This window comes from Paraneptunicella aestuarii, assembly GCF_019900845.1.
GTDB lineage: Bacteria > Pseudomonadota > Gammaproteobacteria > Enterobacterales > Alteromonadaceae > Paraneptunicella > Paraneptunicella aestuarii.
In genome coordinates this window covers 3,697,525-3,715,773 of the sequence record NZ_CP074570.1, presented here as the reverse complement: position 1 = coordinate 3,715,773, position 18,249 = coordinate 3,697,525, and the positions used below count along the sequence as shown (strand labels likewise).

Annotated in this window: 21 protein-coding genes, 1 tRNA gene and 1 pseudogene; 10 read left to right on the top strand and 13 right to left on the bottom strand. The window is 43.2% G+C overall.

All coding sequences use genetic code 11. The annotated features are described in order from the left end of the window. Window position 1: 1 nt before the first annotated feature. Both KIH87_RS14215 and KIH87_RS14210 read left to right on the top strand, forming a co-directional pair. Window positions 2–1,192 (top strand): ABC transporter permease, encoded by a 1,191-nt coding sequence (locus KIH87_RS14215; protein ID WP_232358518.1) that lies wholly within the window; start codon window positions 2–4, stop codon window positions 1,190–1,192. 38 nt (window positions 1,193–1,230) lie between these two features. Then, window positions 1,231–1,758: a glycoside hydrolase family 108 protein gene (locus KIH87_RS14210; protein WP_232358517.1), complete on the top strand. Its 528-nt coding sequence runs from the start codon at window positions 1,231–1,233 to the stop codon at window positions 1,756–1,758. Here the strand turns inward: KIH87_RS14210 and KIH87_RS14205 are convergent. Then, entirely contained in the window at window positions 1,755–3,407 is a 1,653-nt protein-coding gene (locus KIH87_RS14205; protein ID WP_232358516.1) for a lytic transglycosylase, read from the bottom strand. The genes KIH87_RS14210 and KIH87_RS14205 overlap by 4 nt on opposite strands. A gap of 39 nt (window positions 3,408–3,446) precedes the next feature. Continuing rightward, the gene (gene gloB / locus KIH87_RS14200; RefSeq protein ID WP_232358515.1) at window positions 3,447–4,214 is read right to left on the bottom strand and encodes a hydroxyacylglutathione hydrolase; all 768 of its coding nucleotides are present in this window, start codon (window positions 4,212–4,214) and stop codon (window positions 3,447–3,449) included. A gap of 91 nt (window positions 4,215–4,305) precedes the next feature. Between gloB and KIH87_RS14195 the strand changes: the two genes are divergently transcribed. Both KIH87_RS14195 and KIH87_RS14190 read left to right on the top strand, forming a co-directional pair. Further along, window positions 4,306–5,046 (top strand): class I SAM-dependent methyltransferase, encoded by a 741-nt coding sequence (locus KIH87_RS14195; protein ID WP_232358514.1) that lies wholly within the window; start codon window positions 4,306–4,308, stop codon window positions 5,044–5,046. Window positions 5,047–5,169: 123 nt separating this feature from the next. Next, window positions 5,170–6,243, top strand: a complete 1,074-nt coding sequence (locus tag KIH87_RS14190) for a methyl-accepting chemotaxis protein (protein WP_269751477.1) — start codon at window positions 5,170–5,172, stop codon at window positions 6,241–6,243. Between the two features lie 124 nt (window positions 6,244–6,367). Here the strand turns inward: KIH87_RS14190 and metG are convergent, their stop codons facing one another. Beyond that, complete coding sequence (gene metG, locus KIH87_RS14185; protein ID WP_232361493.1) at window positions 6,368–8,395, bottom strand: methionine--tRNA ligase; 2,028 nt, start codon at window positions 8,393–8,395, stop codon at window positions 6,368–6,370. A 185-nt stretch (window positions 8,396–8,580) separates the two neighbouring features. On the opposite strand from metG, the gene dcd reads away from it, so the two are divergent. Beyond that, the gene (dcd, locus tag KIH87_RS14180; RefSeq protein ID WP_232358513.1) at window positions 8,581–9,168 is read left to right on the top strand and encodes a dCTP deaminase; all 588 of its coding nucleotides are present in this window, start codon (window positions 8,581–8,583) and stop codon (window positions 9,166–9,168) included. 137 nt (window positions 9,169–9,305) lie between these two features. Here dcd and KIH87_RS14175 read toward each other — a convergent pair whose 3' ends face one another. The 4 genes from KIH87_RS14175 to KIH87_RS14160 form a co-directional block, all read right to left on the bottom strand. Next, window positions 9,306–9,560, bottom strand: coding sequence for a helix-turn-helix transcriptional regulator (locus KIH87_RS14175; RefSeq protein WP_232358512.1), 255 nt, complete (start codon window positions 9,558–9,560; stop codon window positions 9,306–9,308). Between the two features lie 199 nt (window positions 9,561–9,759). After that, window positions 9,760–10,029 (bottom strand): helix-turn-helix domain-containing protein, encoded by a 270-nt coding sequence (locus tag KIH87_RS14170; RefSeq protein WP_232358511.1) that lies wholly within the window; start codon window positions 10,027–10,029, stop codon window positions 9,760–9,762. An 83-nt stretch (window positions 10,030–10,112) separates the two neighbouring features. Beyond that, a complete protein-coding gene (locus KIH87_RS14165) occupies window positions 10,113–10,391 on the bottom strand; it encodes a helix-turn-helix domain-containing protein (RefSeq protein WP_232358510.1) in 279 nt (92 codons plus the stop codon). Further along, a complete protein-coding gene (locus KIH87_RS14160) occupies window positions 10,369–10,626 on the bottom strand; it encodes a helix-turn-helix domain-containing protein (protein WP_232358509.1) in 258 nt (85 codons plus the stop codon). Before KIH87_RS14160 ends, KIH87_RS14165 begins: the two co-directional genes overlap by 23 nt. 276 nt (window positions 10,627–10,902) lie before the next feature. On the opposite strand from KIH87_RS14160, the gene KIH87_RS14155 reads away from it, so the two are divergent. After that, the gene (locus tag KIH87_RS14155; RefSeq protein ID WP_232358508.1) at window positions 10,903–11,166 is read left to right on the top strand and encodes a hypothetical protein; all 264 of its coding nucleotides are present in this window, start codon (window positions 10,903–10,905) and stop codon (window positions 11,164–11,166) included. A gap of 77 nt (window positions 11,167–11,243) precedes the next feature. Then, a complete protein-coding gene (locus KIH87_RS14150) occupies window positions 11,244–11,522 on the top strand; it encodes a hypothetical protein (RefSeq protein ID WP_232358507.1) in 279 nt (92 codons plus the stop codon). Here KIH87_RS14150 and KIH87_RS14145 read toward each other — a convergent pair. From KIH87_RS14145 to KIH87_RS14135, 3 genes are all read right to left on the bottom strand, one after another. Next, window positions 11,519–12,289, bottom strand: coding sequence for a hypothetical protein (locus KIH87_RS14145; protein ID WP_232358506.1), 771 nt, complete (start codon window positions 12,287–12,289; stop codon window positions 11,519–11,521). The genes KIH87_RS14150 and KIH87_RS14145 overlap by 4 nt on opposite strands. 77 nt (window positions 12,290–12,366) lie before the next feature. Next, window positions 12,367–12,552: a hypothetical protein gene (locus tag KIH87_RS14140; protein WP_232358505.1), complete on the bottom strand. Its 186-nt coding sequence runs from the start codon at window positions 12,550–12,552 to the stop codon at window positions 12,367–12,369. A gap of 219 nt (window positions 12,553–12,771) precedes the next feature. After that, window positions 12,772–12,960 carry a hypothetical protein gene (locus tag KIH87_RS14135; protein WP_232358504.1) on the bottom strand — a complete coding sequence of 63 codons (189 nt, stop codon included), beginning with the start codon at window positions 12,958–12,960 and terminating at the stop codon, window positions 12,772–12,774. Window positions 12,961–13,265: 305 nt separating this feature from the next. Between KIH87_RS14135 and KIH87_RS14130 the strand changes: the two genes are divergently transcribed. Next, a tRNA-Pro gene (locus tag KIH87_RS14130) sits at window positions 13,266–13,342 on the top strand. 120 nt (window positions 13,343–13,462) lie between these two features. After that, on the top strand, window positions 13,463–14,818 hold the full coding sequence (locus tag KIH87_RS14125) for a tyrosine-type recombinase/integrase (RefSeq protein WP_232358503.1): 1,356 nt from the start codon (window positions 13,463–13,465) through the stop codon (window positions 14,816–14,818). Window positions 14,819–15,478: 660 nt separating this feature from the next. Here the strand turns inward: KIH87_RS14125 and KIH87_RS14120 are convergent. Next, a complete protein-coding gene (locus KIH87_RS14120; RefSeq protein ID WP_232358502.1) occupies window positions 15,479–15,829 on the bottom strand; it encodes a hypothetical protein in 351 nt (116 codons plus the stop codon). A gap of 87 nt (window positions 15,830–15,916) precedes the next feature. Between KIH87_RS14120 and KIH87_RS14115 the strand changes: the two are divergent. Continuing rightward, window positions 15,917–17,078, top strand: a pseudogene (locus KIH87_RS14115) (IS3 family transposase). On the opposite strand, the gene KIH87_RS14110 reads toward KIH87_RS14115, so the two are convergent. Both KIH87_RS14110 and KIH87_RS14105 read right to left on the bottom strand, forming a co-directional pair. Then, on the bottom strand, window positions 17,053–17,595 hold the full coding sequence (locus KIH87_RS14110) for a toll/interleukin-1 receptor domain-containing protein (protein WP_232358501.1): 543 nt from the start codon (window positions 17,593–17,595) through the stop codon (window positions 17,053–17,055). The pseudogene KIH87_RS14115 and the gene KIH87_RS14110 overlap by 26 nt on opposite strands. Window positions 17,596–17,970: 375 nt before the next feature. Next, window positions 17,971–18,081 carry a type II toxin-antitoxin system HicA family toxin gene (locus KIH87_RS14105; RefSeq protein ID WP_232361492.1) on the bottom strand — a complete coding sequence of 37 codons (111 nt, stop codon included), beginning with the start codon at window positions 18,079–18,081 and terminating at the stop codon, window positions 17,971–17,973. Window positions 18,082–18,249 lie beyond the last annotated feature (168 nt).

The following is an 18,249-nucleotide window of genomic DNA, read 5'->3' as shown; positions in this document are numbered from 1 at the left end:
TATGTGGCTGGTAATGCGTAAAGAGCTGCTCGAATTGCTACGAGACAAGCGTGCTATGTTTTTTATGGTGGCCTTACCTTTGTTCATTTTCCCCCTTATTTTCGGCGGCGTGGCTTATTTTGCTCAAAAAGCTGTGCTGGATGTTGAGTCTAAAGTGCTTCGATATGCCGTGGTTAACCCTGAGTATCATCAGGCGTTGGTGACTGAATTAACCGAAGATAAGCAATATCTCAAAGTTGAATTAGATGAACGTGATTTCAAGCTGCGAATTCAAAATGGTGAGCTGGATTTTGTGCTGGTGCTGCCTAAAAACGCTGATGGTGATGTTTTAAAGAGCGGGCAAGCGAAGCTGGAACTGTACTTGAACGATGCCAGCCTGAACAACACGTTTGGGCGTTTAAATGAGAAAGTGCAAAAGTACGCGAAGGAAAAGCGTCTGTCGGTGTTCCAACAGTTAGGAATTCAACCTGAACAACAAACCGCCATTCTCAACCCGATAGTGCTAAATAAAATCAACCTTGCCGATACGCGAGAAGACATTGGCGAGAAAATCGGTGGCCTGATCCCGTATTTTATTTTTGTTTTACTGTTGCAGGGCGTGGTTTATATCGCGGCTGATTTGGGTGCTGGGGAAAAAGAGAGGGGAACGCTGGAAACCTTGTTGCTTGCACCCATTCCTCGCCATGAAATTGTGTTAGGCAAGTTCTTCACCGTTGCCATTGCCGGTATGACATCGGCGGTGATGGCAATAGGAAGCATGGTGGGCTGGGGCATTCTGATAGGGCAGGGCATGGCAGTAGCCGTTATTGGTCAGTTGGTAGAGCAAATCGGGTTGCTCGATTTTACCTTAATCTTGCTGATGTTAATTCCGGTTGTCGCGATTTTTGCGTCCCTCACATTGAGCTTGTCGATTTATGCCAAAAGCTATAAAGAAGCTCAAACCTACATGGGATTCTTAATGATCTTTGTGTTTATCCCTATCATTTTTGCCATGTTGCCGGGAGTAACACTGCAAGATGGATGGGCATGGGTGCCTTTAACTAATGTGGCGCTGGCCTTAAAGGAATTGGTGAAGGGAACAATGGATTATTCTGCGCTACTTGCTATCTTTGCTTCAACGGCGTTGATTGCTGGCGCTTGTTTATGGTTCTGTGTGGTCTGGTTTAAACGAGAAAAAGTGCTGTTTCGATAGCATTTTTTGAGCTTGTTAACAACAAATGGAGAGTCTGCATGGCTGAATTCACACCATCCTTTGATGAAATGATTCAAAAAGAAGGGGGTTACAAGTTGACCAATATTACTGATGATACTGGCGGTAGAACCTATGCTGGTATTTCTCAGCGATACCATCCGAACTGGGTTGGTTGGTCGTTAGTGGAGGCTGATCCGGATAATGCCCAGTTGCCTTCATTGGTTAGTGACTTCTATAAAAAAGAGTTCTGGAACAAGGTGAGAGGGGATGATATTCAATCGCAAAAAGTCGCCAGTTGTATTTTTGATTTTGCGGTGAATGCCGGCATTCCAACCGCATCGCGCCTGGCTCAAAAAGTGATTGGCGCGGATGCTGATGGCATTATTGGTAGCAAAACCCTGCAAAAGCTGAATACCTTTGACGATGCTTTATTCATTGCTGAATATACCTTGCAAAAAATTGCTCGCTACGCACAAATCTGCAACAAGAATAGCGAGCAGAAGAAATTCCTGTTAGGTTGGATAAACCGTGCTTTGGAAGGTGTTGATGGTATTTCTGTTCGTTAGGTTTTGGTCACATCAACATACAGTTTAAGCTTTTGACCCGGTTGCAGGTATTTGCTTTTGCTCAACTGATTCCAGCGGGTGATATCGTTAATTTTAACCTTAAACTTGCTGGCGATTCTGGCTAGAGAATCTCCATTTCTCACGGTATAGGTTAAGGTTCTCATTACGGCATTTGAAGACTGATCCGAACTGACCTGATTGACCCAAACCGTTAATTCTTTTCCTGGTTTCAGTGGATCGGTAGGAGCCATGCCGTTCCATTTCGCTAGCTGACGAACGTTCACTTTATATTCTTGACTGATGTCCCACAGGGTGTCACCTGAACGCACGGTGTGAGTGATTTTATAAGAGCCGTGGCGCGTATTTTGGGTCGATTTCAGGCGTTCTTCCTGAGACAGAGAATAATAATCCAGCGATTTCAGAGCCACAGGAACCAACATATGATCACCTGCGCGAATAACGTTACCGCGTAGGCCGTTGACCTGTTTGATAACATCAACCGAAGTGTGATAACGCTTGGCTATTTTTAATAAGCTGTCGCCATTTTGTACTTTATGTCGAACCCAGTTCAATCTGTCCTTGCTTTCGGTTTCAGCCAATGCCGTCTGGAATTGAGCAACATGATCAACGGGTAGCAGTAGTCTATGAGGCCCTTTGGGGTCGGTTGCCCATCGGTTGAATGCCGGGTTTAAAGCGTGTAGTTCTTCAACTGTTAAGCCTGCCATTTCCGCAGCTAAGGCCAAGTCAATCTGAGATCCAATATCAACGCTTTCTGTGAAGGCTTTATTCTCCAGTTTTGGCCAAGGGAAATTATAATTCTGGCTATTGCTAAGCAGGTCGGCTAGCGCCAGTAGTTTGGGGACATAAGCTCGCGTTTCTCTGGGAAGATCCAGAGACCAGAAATCCGTTGGCTTACCATGTTTTTTGTTCTTGGCAACCGCTTTTAATACTCGGCCTTCACCGCTGTTGTAAGCCGCAAGAGCATGAAGCCAGTCACCATCCAACTTATCATGTAAATAGGTGAGATAGGCCAGAGCGCCTTCTGTTGAAGCGATAACGTCGCGTCGGCCGTCATACCACCAGTTCTGTTTCAAGCCGAAACGTTTGCCTGTGCCAGGAATAAATTGCCACATACCGGCTGCGCGACCATGAGAATAGGCAAAAGGATCAAAGGCACTTTCTACAATAGGAAGCAGCGCCAGTTCCATCGGCATATCTTGTTCTTCAATAGCTTTTACAATGTGATGTAAGAATGGTGCTGCACGTTTATTTACGCGCGCCATGTAATCCGGATTTTGTAAATACCAGCGTTGTTGTTCTTGAATACGCTGGTTGTCGGGTACTTCAAAGCTTAGCTTTGATTTGATGTGTTGCCAGATATCATTGCTGTTTTCAGCAATAGCCTGATCCTGAGTAAAATGAAACTCCAGCTCCTGAATAGGATGCAATACTGGAATAGTGCCATCACTTTCTTCTTCACAGATAAAGGTTAAATCGGCAACGTCGGGGGTATAGTCACACTGATGCACCTGTTCAACGGCAATAAATCCCGAGTCATTGATTTCTTCTGGTTGTGACGTATTTTGTGTAATGGCTAGCTGACAGCCAGACAAAAACAAACACGACAGCGCACCCCAAACTAATTTCATTCGTATCATTGCTACTTTTATCTATGTCTCTATTTCAAGTTAGAACGTGTCTTTCCATTGGCGTAAAGCGGCAAAAACATCGTTTGGCGTTTCAAACTTAGCACTAAAATGCCGTTCTGCATTCATTTTAATATCGGCATTGTTTGTATTCATAAAAGGGTTTACTTGAATTTCCTGCGCAATACTACTGGGTAATGTAGGTTGATGCTGCGCTCGTTGTTCTTTTGCCCAAGTTTTATGCTCGGCGATATTGCCATTATTGGGCCATGCTGCCAAGGCAAATTCCAGATTAGACAATGTATATTCGTGGGTGCAGTAGACTTTGGTTGATTCGGGCAGGGTTCTGAAGCGATCAAAATTCTTCTGCATTTGCTGAGCATTGCCTTCAAATAAACGCCCACAACCAGCAGAGAACATGGTATCGCCACAAAACAGCTTGTTGTCACCAATATAAGTAATGTGATCCAGTGTGTGGCCTGGCACTTCCCATGCTTGTAATGTAATTCCTATTTTATCGAGCTCTACGGTATCACCCTCTTTAACCTTTCGATTCACAAAAGGAAAGCGCTCGGTTGCTGGCCCCCATATGGGAATATCCTGATATTGAGCAATAAGCTGGCGGATCCCGCCAATGTGATCATTGTGGTGATGAGTCACCAAAATGCCAGCGAGGGTCAGGTGATTGGTTTGCAGAAAATCTATGACAGGTTGATGTTCACCCGGATCAACAACATAAGCATAAGTATCGTTATACAGGCACCAAATATAGTTGTCGGTAAAGGCTGGAATAGGGTGGATAGTGAGCATGAGCGAGCCTGTAAAATTTGTTATTGATTAGGGAACAATTGCAGTATTATGGGGTTCATAACAGGTAAATCCAAGATACTTAAGCGCTTTTATGAAGCCAGCTTTACGAAGTCATCCTCCAAGGTACCCTAATAGCTGGAAAGCTTTGCATTTAGGTGACGATTTAAAACGCATGACCGATGAGCAATTAGCGTCGGTGAGTCGTCAGTTGTTTGGTTATCATCTTGTCAAGCTGGGTAATCTAAGCAGCGAGCTTAGCCTGTCTGACTGTCCGATAAAACATCGTATTAATGTGGCTGACCACGCTTCAACTAATGCGGGTGTCATCAGTAAATCCTATGAACTTCCCTTCGCTGAACGTTGTATCGACGCTTTTGTGCTGGCTCATGAACTTGATTTTTCTCAGGATCCTCATCAGGTGTTGCGTGAAGTTGATCGTTGCATGATGCCTGACGGACATGTCGTTATTGTGGGTTTTAACCCTTTCAGCATACCTGGTTGCCTGAGATGGTTGCCTTTCAAAAATAATAACATTCTGCACGATGCCCGTTTTTTTAGTGCTCATCGTGTTCGGGACTGGTTGAGTCTCTTGGGGTATCAGATTGTTGGAGAACAACGATTTGTCTATTCATCGTTGTTTTTTGAGTCCAAAATTAACCCCGATAGTTGGTGGTATCGATTTGCGAGTAAATACTTACCTTTTTTCTCATCGGCTTATTTGATTATTGGTAAAAAACGAGAGTATCCATTATCTTTAATCAAGCCAGCATGGAAACTTAAAACCCGATTTGCCACTGTTGGAGCCAGCATGCGAAATGCTGCTTCTGAGTAGAGTATTTTCTCTGCTGATGACATTGCTTAATGGAAAAAATAGTTGCTGAAATTGTCATATTGACCGATAAATAACGTTGATACACTCCGTTCCTAATAAACTACTCCATGGGATCATAACCATATGTTCTGGAAAAAAGATAACCAAGAAGAACTCAGAAGAATTAAAGAATTATCAGATGAGAACAACTCACTTCACGAAAGAGTAAGGGAGCTCGAGAATTTGTTGACTGATGCTGAGACAGTCATCGCAGAACGAGAGAGTCAGAATGATAGCGATGTCTCTGCTGGAGAAGTTTTATTAGAAGGTCAGCGTGGATTGGGCGTTTTACGTGCGGTACAAAACCGTACTATTGATGCCTTGGTTTCTGAGCGAAATCGTTTGGAGAATACCGAAGATTTATTTACCGGTTCTGCAGAAATGCTGGATGAAGCGGAAAGTGGCTTAAGCCAGATTGATCAAATTGCAGCACAAGGTGTTACTCACGCTGGAGAATTATCCGGCTTGGCAAGCAGCATCAGCAACTTCGTTGGCGTGATCAACTCCATTGCAGAGCAGACCAACTTACTGGCATTGAACGCGGCGATTGAGGCTGCTCGTGCGGGTGAAAGTGGGCGTGGCTTCGCCGTAGTTGCGGAAGAAGTACGTAACCTGGCAATGCGTTCATCAGAATCAACTCAGGAAATTAACAACCTGGTTGAGAAGATTGAAAGCGGTACTCAGAGCATTGAATCGAACATCAATGAAGTATCTGAAAAGTCTCGGGTTTTGGTGAAGAAAACCGGAGAAGTAAAAGACAAGGTAACGCAAGTGCTGAACATGTCAGCGTCTATGCGTAATACCATTCGCAGCTGTTCTGAGCGAGGTGTGTTGTCTCTCGGACAGATGGAAAATATGTTGTTTAAGTCTGCTGTTTATGAATCCTTGATGGGTAAAGGTGGTAGAGGGCATATTCCTGCTTATGGCGAAACTGATTTAGCCCGTTGGTTGCAGTCAGAAGGTTCTGAAAAGTATGGTCGTATGTCGGAATTCAGAGCGGTTGAAAGTGCTTTGCAAAAAGTGCATGAATTAGGCAAGCAAGCTATTCAAGCGGGTGCATCGGGTATTGATGTGAAAACCATTGAAGCGCTACGTCGAATGGAAAAGGCCAGTGGTGATTTGCTAACTAGTCTGGAAAAATTGGCGAGCCATATATAACGGTTAACTTACAAGTTATCGTAATATTAAGACTGACATCAAAAAGGCACTCTTTGTAGAGTGCCTTTTCTGTTATTGGATGCCGTGATTATTCAGCTATCAAGAGTTATTCAATTTTCAATAACTACTTAACCTTCATGCCTGGCTCTGCACCTTCGTGAGGTTCAAGGATAAACAGATCTTCACCACCAGGGCCAGCAGCTAACACCATGCCTTCCGACATACCAAAGCGCATCTTACGAGGTGCCAGGTTCGCTACCATTACTGTGAGCTTGCCTTCCAGTTGCTCAGGTTGATAGGCCGATTTTATACCAGCAAATACCTGACGGGTTTCGCCGCCCAGATCCAGTTGCAATCTCAACAACTTGTCTGCGCCTTCAACATGTTCTGCCTTGGCGATTTTGGCGATACGGAAATCCACCTTGGCGAAATCATCGAAGGTGATTTCATCTGCGATGGGGTCTTTCGCCAGCCAGCCTGTAGGTTGCGCTGTTGCAGTGGCTTTTAAGTCTTCTTTGGATTCTTCAACCATTTGGTTTACCTTGTCCATGTCTACACGCTGCATCAGTGCTTTGAATGTGTTGATTTGATGATTATTCAACAGGTTCTGAGCGCTATCCCAAGTCAATTTATCATTCAGGAAGGCTTCCGCTTTACTGGTCAATTCCGGTAATACCGGAGCCAGATATGTCATCAAAATACGGAACGCATTGATGCCTACTGAGCAAACCTCTTGAGTAAATTGTTGCTTCTCAGGATCCTTAATCGTCACCCACGGAGCTGCGGTATCAATGTACTGATTGGCCTTGTCTGCCAGCGCCATAATGTCGCGAATAGCTTTGCTGTATTGGCGTGAATCAAAGGATTGCGCAATGCTTTCTGATGCCGCTTGCATATCGGTCAGTTCAGATGGAAGCTGACTTGGCAATAGCAGAGTGCCATCGAACTTCTTGCTGATAAAACCGGCACAACGGCTGGCAATGTTAACCACTTTACCAACCAAATCTGAATTCACTTTTTGCACAAAGTCTTCAAAGTTCAGGTCGATGTCGGTGACGCCGTCACTGAGCTTGGAAGCAAAGTAGTAACGCAAATAATCCGGTTCAAGGTGATTACGATAGGTTTGGGCTTTAATGAACGTACCCTTGGACTTAGACATTTTGGCACCGTTCACAGTGACAAAACCATGAACGTTAACCCCCGTTGGTTTGCGATAGCCGGAACCTTCTAATACTGCCGGCCAGAACAAACAATGGAAATAGGTGATGTCTTTACCGATGAAATGGTAAACCTCTGCGTCGGAATCTACAGACCAGAAGCTGTCAAAATCAACGCCATGCTTGTCGCAGTAATTTTTGAAGCTGGCCAGATAGCCAACCGGTGCATCAACCCAAACGTAGAAAAATTTGTTGGGCGCACCTGGAATTTCAAAACCGAAATAAGGCGCATCGCGGCTGATGTCCCACTGTTGTAGTCCATGCTCAAACCACTCTTGCAGCTTGTTTGCGATTTCAGGTTGAACATTGCCGCCTTTGAGCCATTTTTGCAGTGATTCTTCAAACTGCGGCAAATCGAAAAAGTAATGCTCGGAATCTTTTAATATTGGCGTTGCGCCAGAAACCACAGAACGTGGATCCTTCAATTCTGTTGGGCTGTACGTTGCGCCGCAAACGTCACAGTTGTCGCCGTTTTGGTCTTCTGCACCACATTTAGGGCAAGTACCTTTAACGAAACGATCCGGTAGGAACATTTGCTTTTCAGGGTCGAACAACTGGCTAATGGTGCGCTGTGAAATGTAACCATTGGCTTTTAGCGATTCATACATGCCACTACATAACTCACGGTTCTCTTCAGAATGCGTGTTGTGATAGTTATGGTAGTGAACACCGAAGGCTTCTAAATCGGCCTGATGCTCAGCCTGTGTTCTTTGCACCATTTCCTCAGGCGTGATCCCAAGCTCCTGCGCCTTTAGCATCACAGGTGTGCCGTGAGCGTCGTCAGCACATACCGCGTAGCATTCATGCCCGCGAGCGGTTTGGAATCTAGACCAGATGTCGGTTTGTATATGCTCTAACAAGTGACCCAAATGAATGGAGCCATTGGCATAAGGCAACGCACTGGTAATGAGGATTTTTCTTGGTGTACCCGTCATCGTCATTTACATACATAGTTAAAAATAAAGGCCGCCGATGTTACCGAAAAATGGACTTCTTTGCATCCGCAATATTGTGCGAAATGCGACACAACCCACGATGTTTTTCGACTATTTTTCTAATATTAGTTGAAGCTGGCGGCTAGCCTAAAGATAATAGCCCCGGCTCATAGAGGATTAAGTAAATGCGCTTGTGTGACAAAGATATAATGAAATACCTGGAAGATGGCATTATCGGCATCTCACCATCACCAAAACCCGACATGATCAGCGGCCTAACCGTTGATATCCGATTGGGTAACAAGTTTCGGGTCTTTGAAGACCACGCCGCTCCCTATATTGATTTGAGTGGCAAAAAGTCAGACATCGAAGCCGCTCTACAATCGGTTATGAGCGATGAAATCGAAATAGCCGATGATAAAGCCTTCTTTTTACATCCCGGAGAGCTGGCATTGGCGATGACGCTGGAATCCGTTAAGTTGCCCGCCAATATTGTCGGCTGGTTAGATGGGCGATCTTCTCTAGCGCGTTTGGGGCTAATGGTTCATGTAACGGCACACCGAATCGATCCGGGTTGGAACGGCAACATCGTATTGGAATTTTTCAATAGTGGTAAACTGCCACTCGCGTTAAAACCCAATATGAAAATTGGTGCATTAAGCTTTGAGTTGTTGTCGGATTTTGCAGAAAAACCTTACAACGCCAGAACCGACGCGAAATACCGCGGACAAGACGGAGCTATCGCCAGCCGAATTGGCGCTGACGACGAGTAAACCGAATAGTCCCGCGTTTTTTATTGGCGTGAATGACGTGTTTTTTGCGCCAATCAACAGAAATTGAAAAAAGGCTATGAGCAAGTTAAAAGGTGAAAACTGCCTTACTCATAGCAAAACCCCGTTGAGTTATTTTATTATCTTCCTTGGCTCCCTGTGTCTCCCATATTCTGTTTTTGCGCAGGTAAATAAACTTCCAATACGTCCTTATAGTTTAACCCGCAAGCCGCTACCATTTGGAAAAACTGGTTAACACTGGGACACCCGACTTCTTTCTCCCAGTTTTCGTATGTTTTACGGGTTTTAACCCCTGCGGCTTCTGCCATTTGCACAGTCGTTAATTTTGCAAACTGGCGCATCGCTTTTAGATCGACTCCTTTAATGATTTTCATTTGATGTACCTCGTTTAACTTAACCTTGAATAATCATGTTTAACGTTACGGACGACAGCTTTTCAGGGGACGACTGTCACAATATGTCGGGCTTGGTGAGTGAGCTTTGATGCTTTGTATTTCGCTCTGAATTTCTTTCCCGAATAGGTATGTCACACCCATTGAAAGAACGAAGATAAGAATACGAAGCAAAGCCGCTTTAACGTTTGACACGGCTAAACTGCACCACTTTAAAAAAATCAAACAGTGTTGAACGTTGCGCAGCAAACACTTGTTTTAAATATGTCTCTGAGTCGATCCCACTCGCTCTAAGCAGCGTTATTAGTTGGTTGATGCTGGGCGCTGTATGGCCTCTTTCCCAACTCATAAAGGTGCATACTGTGACACCTGCCGCTTTTGCTAATTGCTCTGCCGACATTTGGGCATACTGCCGGATCGCTTTTATGTCACCGCCTTTAATCTCTTTCATTGCCTTATCTTTTCTTGGAATGAAACGTCCCTGTTTCCCCTATTGAACGCTGCTATTAAAAGTCTTTATCACGAGAACAAGCGTTAGCCGCGCTTTCCTTTTTTGTTACATAAATCATTAATGAACCTTGCATCGAATACCGTATCTGGAGCACTGTTCATTAGTTGGTCAATGTATAAATAAGAGTCAACTTCACACAGTTTCAGTATATTTATGAATTGGTTTGTGTTCGGAGTACCTACCCCCTTTTCCCAATTCATAAGGGTTTTGACGCTAATTCCTAATTCTTGAGAAATAAAAGCGATCGTTTTTCTTCCATATTTTCGGATGGCTTGTAGCTCATCCCCTGTTATGTGTTTCATTTGATGTCCATTCTTTTTTTCTATCGCTCAAGGTAAGAATTAAGATCAAATCATCTAGGCTTACGTTACATGCTGCTAACATCCTGAAAAATTGATTAGCATCAGGGCAGCCTTGACCTTTCGCCCAATTTTCAAAGGTTTTACGAGTAACCCCGATGTCTTCGGCTATTTGCTTTGTCGTGCGTCCTGTAACAATGCGAATGAAGTCGAGATCCCTATGTGTTACTTCTCTCATGCTCTTTTTTTTGCCTTACGCTAACGTATTCATTTATTTCAAGTGATGGCATCTAAATGAAATCATAAATACGCACATTCAAACTAAAATTAATTTGATAATCAAACTAAAAAAGATTTGGTGAAAAGTCAACAAGAGGTTTGTTCAAATTAAAAATAATTTGCCTTTGGGGTGTGCTGAGGTATGTACATGGCTTGAACGAGAACCGCTTTGCTTTTTATGCGTTGGTGCTTTAAATTACTCACAACTGCCGGAATGATATGTAAAAACAAAAACATGCAAGACCCACCGCACAAGCAATTTGTTAAGAAACTGAGAGACGAAAACGAAAATGCTCGGATGATGTTCCGCAAGCTATACGGTAGGAAAGAAGAGAATTACCGCGAAGTTCAGCAAATGATCAACAACTTGAATCGGGGAACCTATTCAATGGAATTTGTGGCGTTGTTGGTAAAGACATTCGGTCTTGAAAATGTCACGATGGGCGAGTTTTTCCTTGGCAAAGAGCCGGAAGACAAAGAGCAAAATCCAAAAGACTAACGCCCTCGCGTTGGTGTCTTTGCGTAGTATCATTGACTTGTTTCATTACCGCAGATGTAAAATATATTAAGGTTGTTATGTTTGAATTTAATTTGCCCACCAATGAGTTATTGACTCGTCGTTTACGTTATCTCATTCAAACAGAACATAATGGAAGTTACGCCAAGTTGTTTGAACAACTCTATGACGAAGTGCCAGACGAAGGACGCCTTAAGCTATTTAAAGCTTATGTAGATGCTGGGAATGTGAATGGTATTTTTATAAGAAGACTGGCGGAGAAAACAAAAATCGGCCAAGTTTCCTTTAGCCGATTCTTTGATTTATATGTCGATAATGCTGAGCTCTTTGGGGATTAGCTTCTAAGCCAATAGACAAAGCGCCCAAATACGCCTACAGGCTTAGTTCTATGGGGTTCATAGCAACAAATCTTAATCACCTCATTAAGCAGTATTATACCTGCTTCGGCTCTATGTACGCCTTCCCCGTTTTCTTCATGGTCAAAAAAACATAGGTTTTCACCACCAACGTTAAGGAATGCGTTAGCTCGGGTTATACGCCAAGAAGGATTAAACATATCCAAATAGGCTTTCACTTTTTCCTGAATGTCATATGCATCAACAGGATGCATGTCGGTTTTTACCTGATAAATTTTCGGTAAAGTTAAGGCAAGTAACACAGTGAAAGTATTAAATTGTGAAATCCAATTTCTTAGATCCCATAATAGCCAACTTGCAGAGATTGACATATTCGGTGTTGCTGCGCCATTTAGGGCGACAACATTTCTATCAAGATGCACAGCGTAACCTAATAGCGCTTCTACAACTAGCAACCAGATGGTAATCGACATGATCACGCGCATTTTTTCACGGTTGATCAAAAACAAACCTGTAGCTAGGAGTGCTTGAAATGCGGCGAAATATAAATAATGAGTACCTAATATTTCGTTTCGTGGAAGTGCTGACACCCATAAAGTATTGCCTAAATGGCATGTAGCGTAGATAAACAATGCAAAAGCACTACTGATAAAGAGGTCTTTTTCTTCTTTTTTATGGTTGTACATTGTCGCGGCAAATAGCAATACGATATACAGTAGCGAGACAATCACCATAAACGATGCGCTCATTGAAAAGGTTCCTTGTATGTAATTCTTGATGAATAACCGCGCCGGAGTTACCGCATTTCCGGCAATAACGTAATGGATTAATTAGGATCTACTGGCCCCTTAGGATCACCGCCACCACCACCAGCGCCCATAGTTCCCATAACAGGTTCATTGTTTACATTAATTGTTCCAAACAAGCTATCGAACCAATCGCAAGCCTGTACCGGGGAAGCGCAAACCAACGCAAACAACACAATCGCGCCTAATTTTGTCTTCTTATTCATAATTATTTCTCTCTAAACTTCATACTGAAACGGTTAGTATATTATCCCTATCAAGGCTTTCTTACAATAAAATGATGGTAAAAATAGGATGCTGAAAGGGGATCGCGTCAGTTAGCGTATTGATTGATGCAGAACGGGGAAGTTTCTTACATCTGCTCGAAGTGTAGCCAGTTGAAACAGGCTCCATTTTATAGTGAATCCTTATGTTGTTAATGTTAATTATTCGGGATCAACGCCCGGATCGCCACCACCGCCACCAGGCCCCATAACTGTTATGGTCGAATTACCCGCTTGAGCTTCAATAGTAATTGTTCCAAACAAACTATCGAACCAATCGCAAGCCTGTACCGGGGAAGCGCAAACTAACGCAAACAACATAAACGCGCTTAATTTCGTCTTCATATTCATAAGCATTACTCTCTAAACGTCATACTGAAACGGTTAGTATATTATCCCTATCAAGGCTTTCTTACAATAAAATGATGGTAAAAATAGGATGCTGAAAGGGGATCGCGTCAGTTAGCGTATTGATTGATGCAGAACGGGGAAGTTTCTTACATCTGCTCGAAGTGTAGCCAGTTGAAACAGGCTCACCATATTAAACCGAAAGAGGGTTAGACATCCTTTGGTTTTTATATATAATGCACCGCTCAAACTGGCGTACGTTGAGATGTACTTCTCAATGTATAACGAGTTTGTAAATCCTTTTCGGTCGGTATGTAGCGCAGCTTGGTAGCGCACTGTCATGGGGTGTCAGGGGTCGGAGGTTCAAATCCTCTCATACCGACCAATTCCGCACCCTTCTTGCTTTCTAGCGTCTATTACGTTATTCCTTAAAATCAGGATTTTATATAGGTGTTCATTCGAGTGCACATCCGAGTGTTCATTCGCATGATGCAGGATGCCTGAAATGAGTAATAGAAACCTTCAACAAACTCCATCTGGTGTATGGCTTTTTCGACGTCGAGTCCCACAAGTATTGTCTGAGAAATACGAAGGCACATATATTTGTATGAGTTTGGAAACGCATAATGTTAGCGAAGCCCGTATTAAACGAGATGCCATCAACACAAAAATAAACCTAGAGATTGAGGCTAGGAAAAAGTCTACGGTAAACGACAAGAGCCGTTTTTTAGACTTCTTCTCGGAAATGCGCGAAGTCTTTCTAAAAGAGAAAAGGAAAGCTCGTCAAGCTCGCCAAGAGAGTGACGCCGAGAATATGTTTAACAACGCCTTTGCTCCTACAGACGCCGGAAAAGAAAATGGCAAGGCATATGTTGAGGCTTTCAAATCTGCTCGCTCTGGCGAGATCTCAGAAGAATTCAGGCTTACAATCTCCGAATTAAAAGACGAATGGCTCACAGCTAACCAAAATAAGAAGCCCAAAAAATACCGAAATATGGTGGTAACAGCCACTAAGAAACTCCTTGAGTATTTGGATACTGAGGAATTCCCAGAGAGCATTTCTCCTGGTGTGGCTCAAAAGTTCATAGATGCCCTATTAGACGGTGGACGTTCCGCTGGGACTGTTGCTCACTATAAATCTAAACTGGCCGAGGTTTGGAGCTGGGGACGCGCCCGAGAGAAGTTTCAACAAAATGTAAACCCTTGGGAAGTCGCAAGGATAGAAGCGACAGAAGAACAGCGAGAGCAAAAGCATTTTAGAAATTTTAGTGAGGAGGAGGCCTGGACTTTACTAAAAGAAACCACGCTAGAAAATGTAACCACTGATACATGGCCGTATCCCTTTGCGACATATAGCCTTATACGTATGTTACCTTTCTTGGGTTGCCGTTTGTCGGAATTAGCGAGAGCCAAAAGGGAACAAGTTGTTGATCATGAAGGTGATTTCGTGATCGAGATATGGAAAGGAAAGACTCGAAATGCTGTACGCGTCCTTCCTGTTTGCTCTCACATTTTACCTTTGCTTAAAGATGCCTTGTCGCGTTCAGAGGGACACGACTATTTATTCCCGGAGATTGCAAGCGAAGACGATGTAAATTCAATCTCAAGCCGGATCGCTAAGATAACAAAAAGCTTTGAGAAGAAAGAGGGCTATATCACGGGTATACATAGTCTAAGAGGGCAGTTTGCAACAGCGTTAGAAGCGATAGGTTGCCCCGAAGAACTCGCGGTAATACTCGCAGGTCACAAGCGTTTGTCACTAACGTATGACCTATACAGCAAACATAAGAACAATGGCAAGTTATGGCCTTATATTGAAAGGCTAACCGAGGCGGAAGTCTTAAAGCCTTGGGTGAATTAAAATGTTCCGCGCAATTACGAAACAAAAGCTCAAAAAATAAAAAAGTCTTGATTTTAGATTTTTCCGTACGGCTTTTGATTTTTTAGTTTTCCCTTTAGTATCAAGCCTTACAGCGTTTTTAATTATTGTCGATGAATTGCAACGTACGGTTACGCCTTGAAGATACCCCGGAGATAGGACATAAGGATCATGAGAGAACAACAGACCATTAAGATTCACCTTCCACTTTCCGAGATCTCCACAGATCCACGTCTTCAAGTTCGTACAGACGCCATGCTTCAAGGAGGGCAAAAGGAAGTCAAAACATAAGGCTTGAAGTTATGGTTGATCGCATAGCCACCAGCTTAGAGGCAGGGCAGGAGATAGAACCAACCAGAGTGATTCATCATGGTGGTGCATACCTCGTCTTCGATGGACACCATCGCCTAAAGGCTTACCAAGTGGCATTCTTGTAGGAGCTATAAAGCTGATCATCGTCCTTAAGCTCCATCATTCCGTTTAAGAAGTCATCTATGCTGTCTGACATTTCTGTCTCCTGACGCCCCAATCACCGGGCCGGCGTAGTGGAGCAAAATTTGTGGTAAAAGAGCGAAGCGACACCACACATTTTGCGCAACGTAGCTGGCTCCGCGTGCATTGGCTTGTTATGCGTAGTTGGCACTACTGGCCGTAGTATTTTGAACTAAAGCCTACAGAAATTGGTGCTCCATCATATTGACAGGAAACTCCAACTTTCAATCTTCTACGATGATCATAGTAGGTATGGTAGTGCGTTTTCTTTCTTATGAACTCAAGCTCCGACAAGCTTATACTCAATGCTCCAAGTATTGATTCAGAATCAAACTCCTGATCCTGCTTATGTGGAGCTGTTCTTTTCAGCTCTATATCAACATAACTTATAAAATTGCCTTCTGCCTCCAAAAGCATATGGCATTCGTCGCTCTCAACTATGATGTTACCAACATCATTCGCTTTGACTCCGACCGCCTTTTCTGCCCTATCTATGTTCATGCCTATATATTGAAATGGGTGTAGTGGTCTAATAATCCCGGACACCAATTTAGGTGGTATTCTTACCACTCAATAGAAAGGTGTCTAATGTCAAAACAACGTCGAACTTTTACTCAAGAATTTAAATTGGAAGCAGCAAGCCTTGTTCTTGATCAGGGTTATTCAATTCCAGAAGCTTGCCGAGCTCTGGATGTTGGTGAAACGGCGATGCGTCGCTGGGTTGAGCAATTGAAAAAAGAACGAGGTGGGTTTACTCCAGAAAACAAGGCTCTGTCTGCTGAACATAGAAAGATCCAGGAGCTTGAAGCACGAATTAACCGCCTGGAAAGAGAGAAATCCATATTAAAAAAGGCTACGGCTCTCTTAATGTCAGACGAATGGAGCAATACGCGCTGATTGACCAATTAAGAGAGCATGAAAGCATTGAGGTACTTTGCGACGCATTTAGCGTACCGCGCTCAAGTTATTACGATTACCGTGAGCGAGACAAGTCAATTAAACGTGATGAGTTGGTGTTAAGAGCAATGCTCCATGAATTTTTCAATCTTAGTCGCCAGTCTGCCGGGAGTCGCACATTAGTCGCCATGTTGAACGGAAATGGCATCGTCGTCGGCAGGTTTAAAGTCCGCCGTATTATGCAAGATATGGCGTTGGTCAGTACCCAGCCTGGAAGCCACTCATATAAAGTAGCATTGGTTGAGAGGCCGGATATTCCGAACCTGTTGGCTCGTGAATTTAATGTTGAAGAGCCGGATCAGGTGTGTGCGGCGATATTACTTACATCTGGTCTGGCAATAAATGGATATATCTTGCCGTCATTCTGGATTTATATGCTCGCAGAGTGGTTGGTTGGGCGTTATCTGAACATCCTGATACCGCATTGGTTATTAAAGCCCTGGACAGAGCTTACGAGCAAAGAGGTAGGCCGAAGAATGTCTTGTTTCATTCAGATCAAGGGAGTCAATATGGTGCACTTAAATTTCGTCAAAGGCTGTGGCGCTATCGTATGAAACAAAGCATGAGCCGTCGAGGGAATTGTTGGGATAACAGCCCAATGGAACGTGTGTTTAGAAGTTTGAAAACGGAATGGATACCATCAACTGGCTATCAGTCATATCTGCAAGCAGAGCGAGACATTAGCTACTACCTGATGGACTACTATAACCATCAGCGACCACATAGTCACAATGGGATGATTGCACCAGCATTAGCTGAAGAAAAACTTAATTTACTGTCCGGGAATAGTTGACCACTACAGGGCGATGAAATGGAGCACTCATTAGTGGCAAATTATAAGATGCAGCCTTGTCGACGGCAGTCCCTAAATTATTTGGGAAATAGTCATCGCTCATCGCGTTTTTATTAAAAACTACGCCGATAGAGTTTAATAGTTTTTTAAATGACTCTATATATTTGCTCTCATCCTTGAAATCGCCATAAAGTTTACCAACCAAAAAACCTGGCGGATCGCATTCCTTAAGCATGATCGGAAGAACTTTGATGGATTTCCCACTTATCTGATGGTTCATTGCCACATCCAGTTCATTTACCACCCACGGCGCGTTTACTGAGTTTGGGGATAAAATTACAGCAAAATAATCGACAGTATCTATTCCATCTCTAATTTTCTGGATCAGAGAATCCCCAATTTTCATTTCCGCTTCATCAAGCCAGCATTTAATGTTGTGATTTCCTAAATCTCTAGCCAATTTTCGAACAAATTCCTTGTCTGCGTGATTATGGCTCAAGAAAACACTTATTATCATCGAAGCTGAACTCCTATTTTTTCGCATAACAGTGTATTACTGCGAATTCTCGGTAATAACGAGCATTAGTCATGCTCCAATCTCACCACTTCGTAAACATTCCTTAATTTTAACAGTGAAATAGCCGAAAAATCTACCCTTAATTGAGTTGGTTATTTTGGTGAAAGCGAGAATTGTAATTTACAGAGGTCTCTGTAAATCCGGCAAGTGTTCTATTTATATCTTTACTATCAAATACATAGAAATATTAAGTTGTTACAAACGAGCCTTTAGGTGCGTGAAAGAGAGAATTTCCACTCTAAGTTCTATACCGTGAATCGACACCAAGCTATAAGAAACAGCGGCTCGATAACATCAAAGCACTGAGCACAAACACTAATCCCCAATATTATTTACTAAGCCTTTCCCCAGACCCTTTTTGGGGTTGGGAAGCGTAATTATTCCCGGCTTGATCTTATGCTTGAATTGGTGGTGTGAACCTTTCACTCGAATGCATTCCCAGCCATCCTTTTCCGATTCTTTTATTAGTTCTTTAGAATTCAATCACTGATATCTCCTGTTGAATGGATTGCTGAACCACCCGTCTGTTAAAGAAAATCCTGATAACCCAAAAATGTCAATTTTTATAACTCCAACGGTGGTATGAATTTAGTT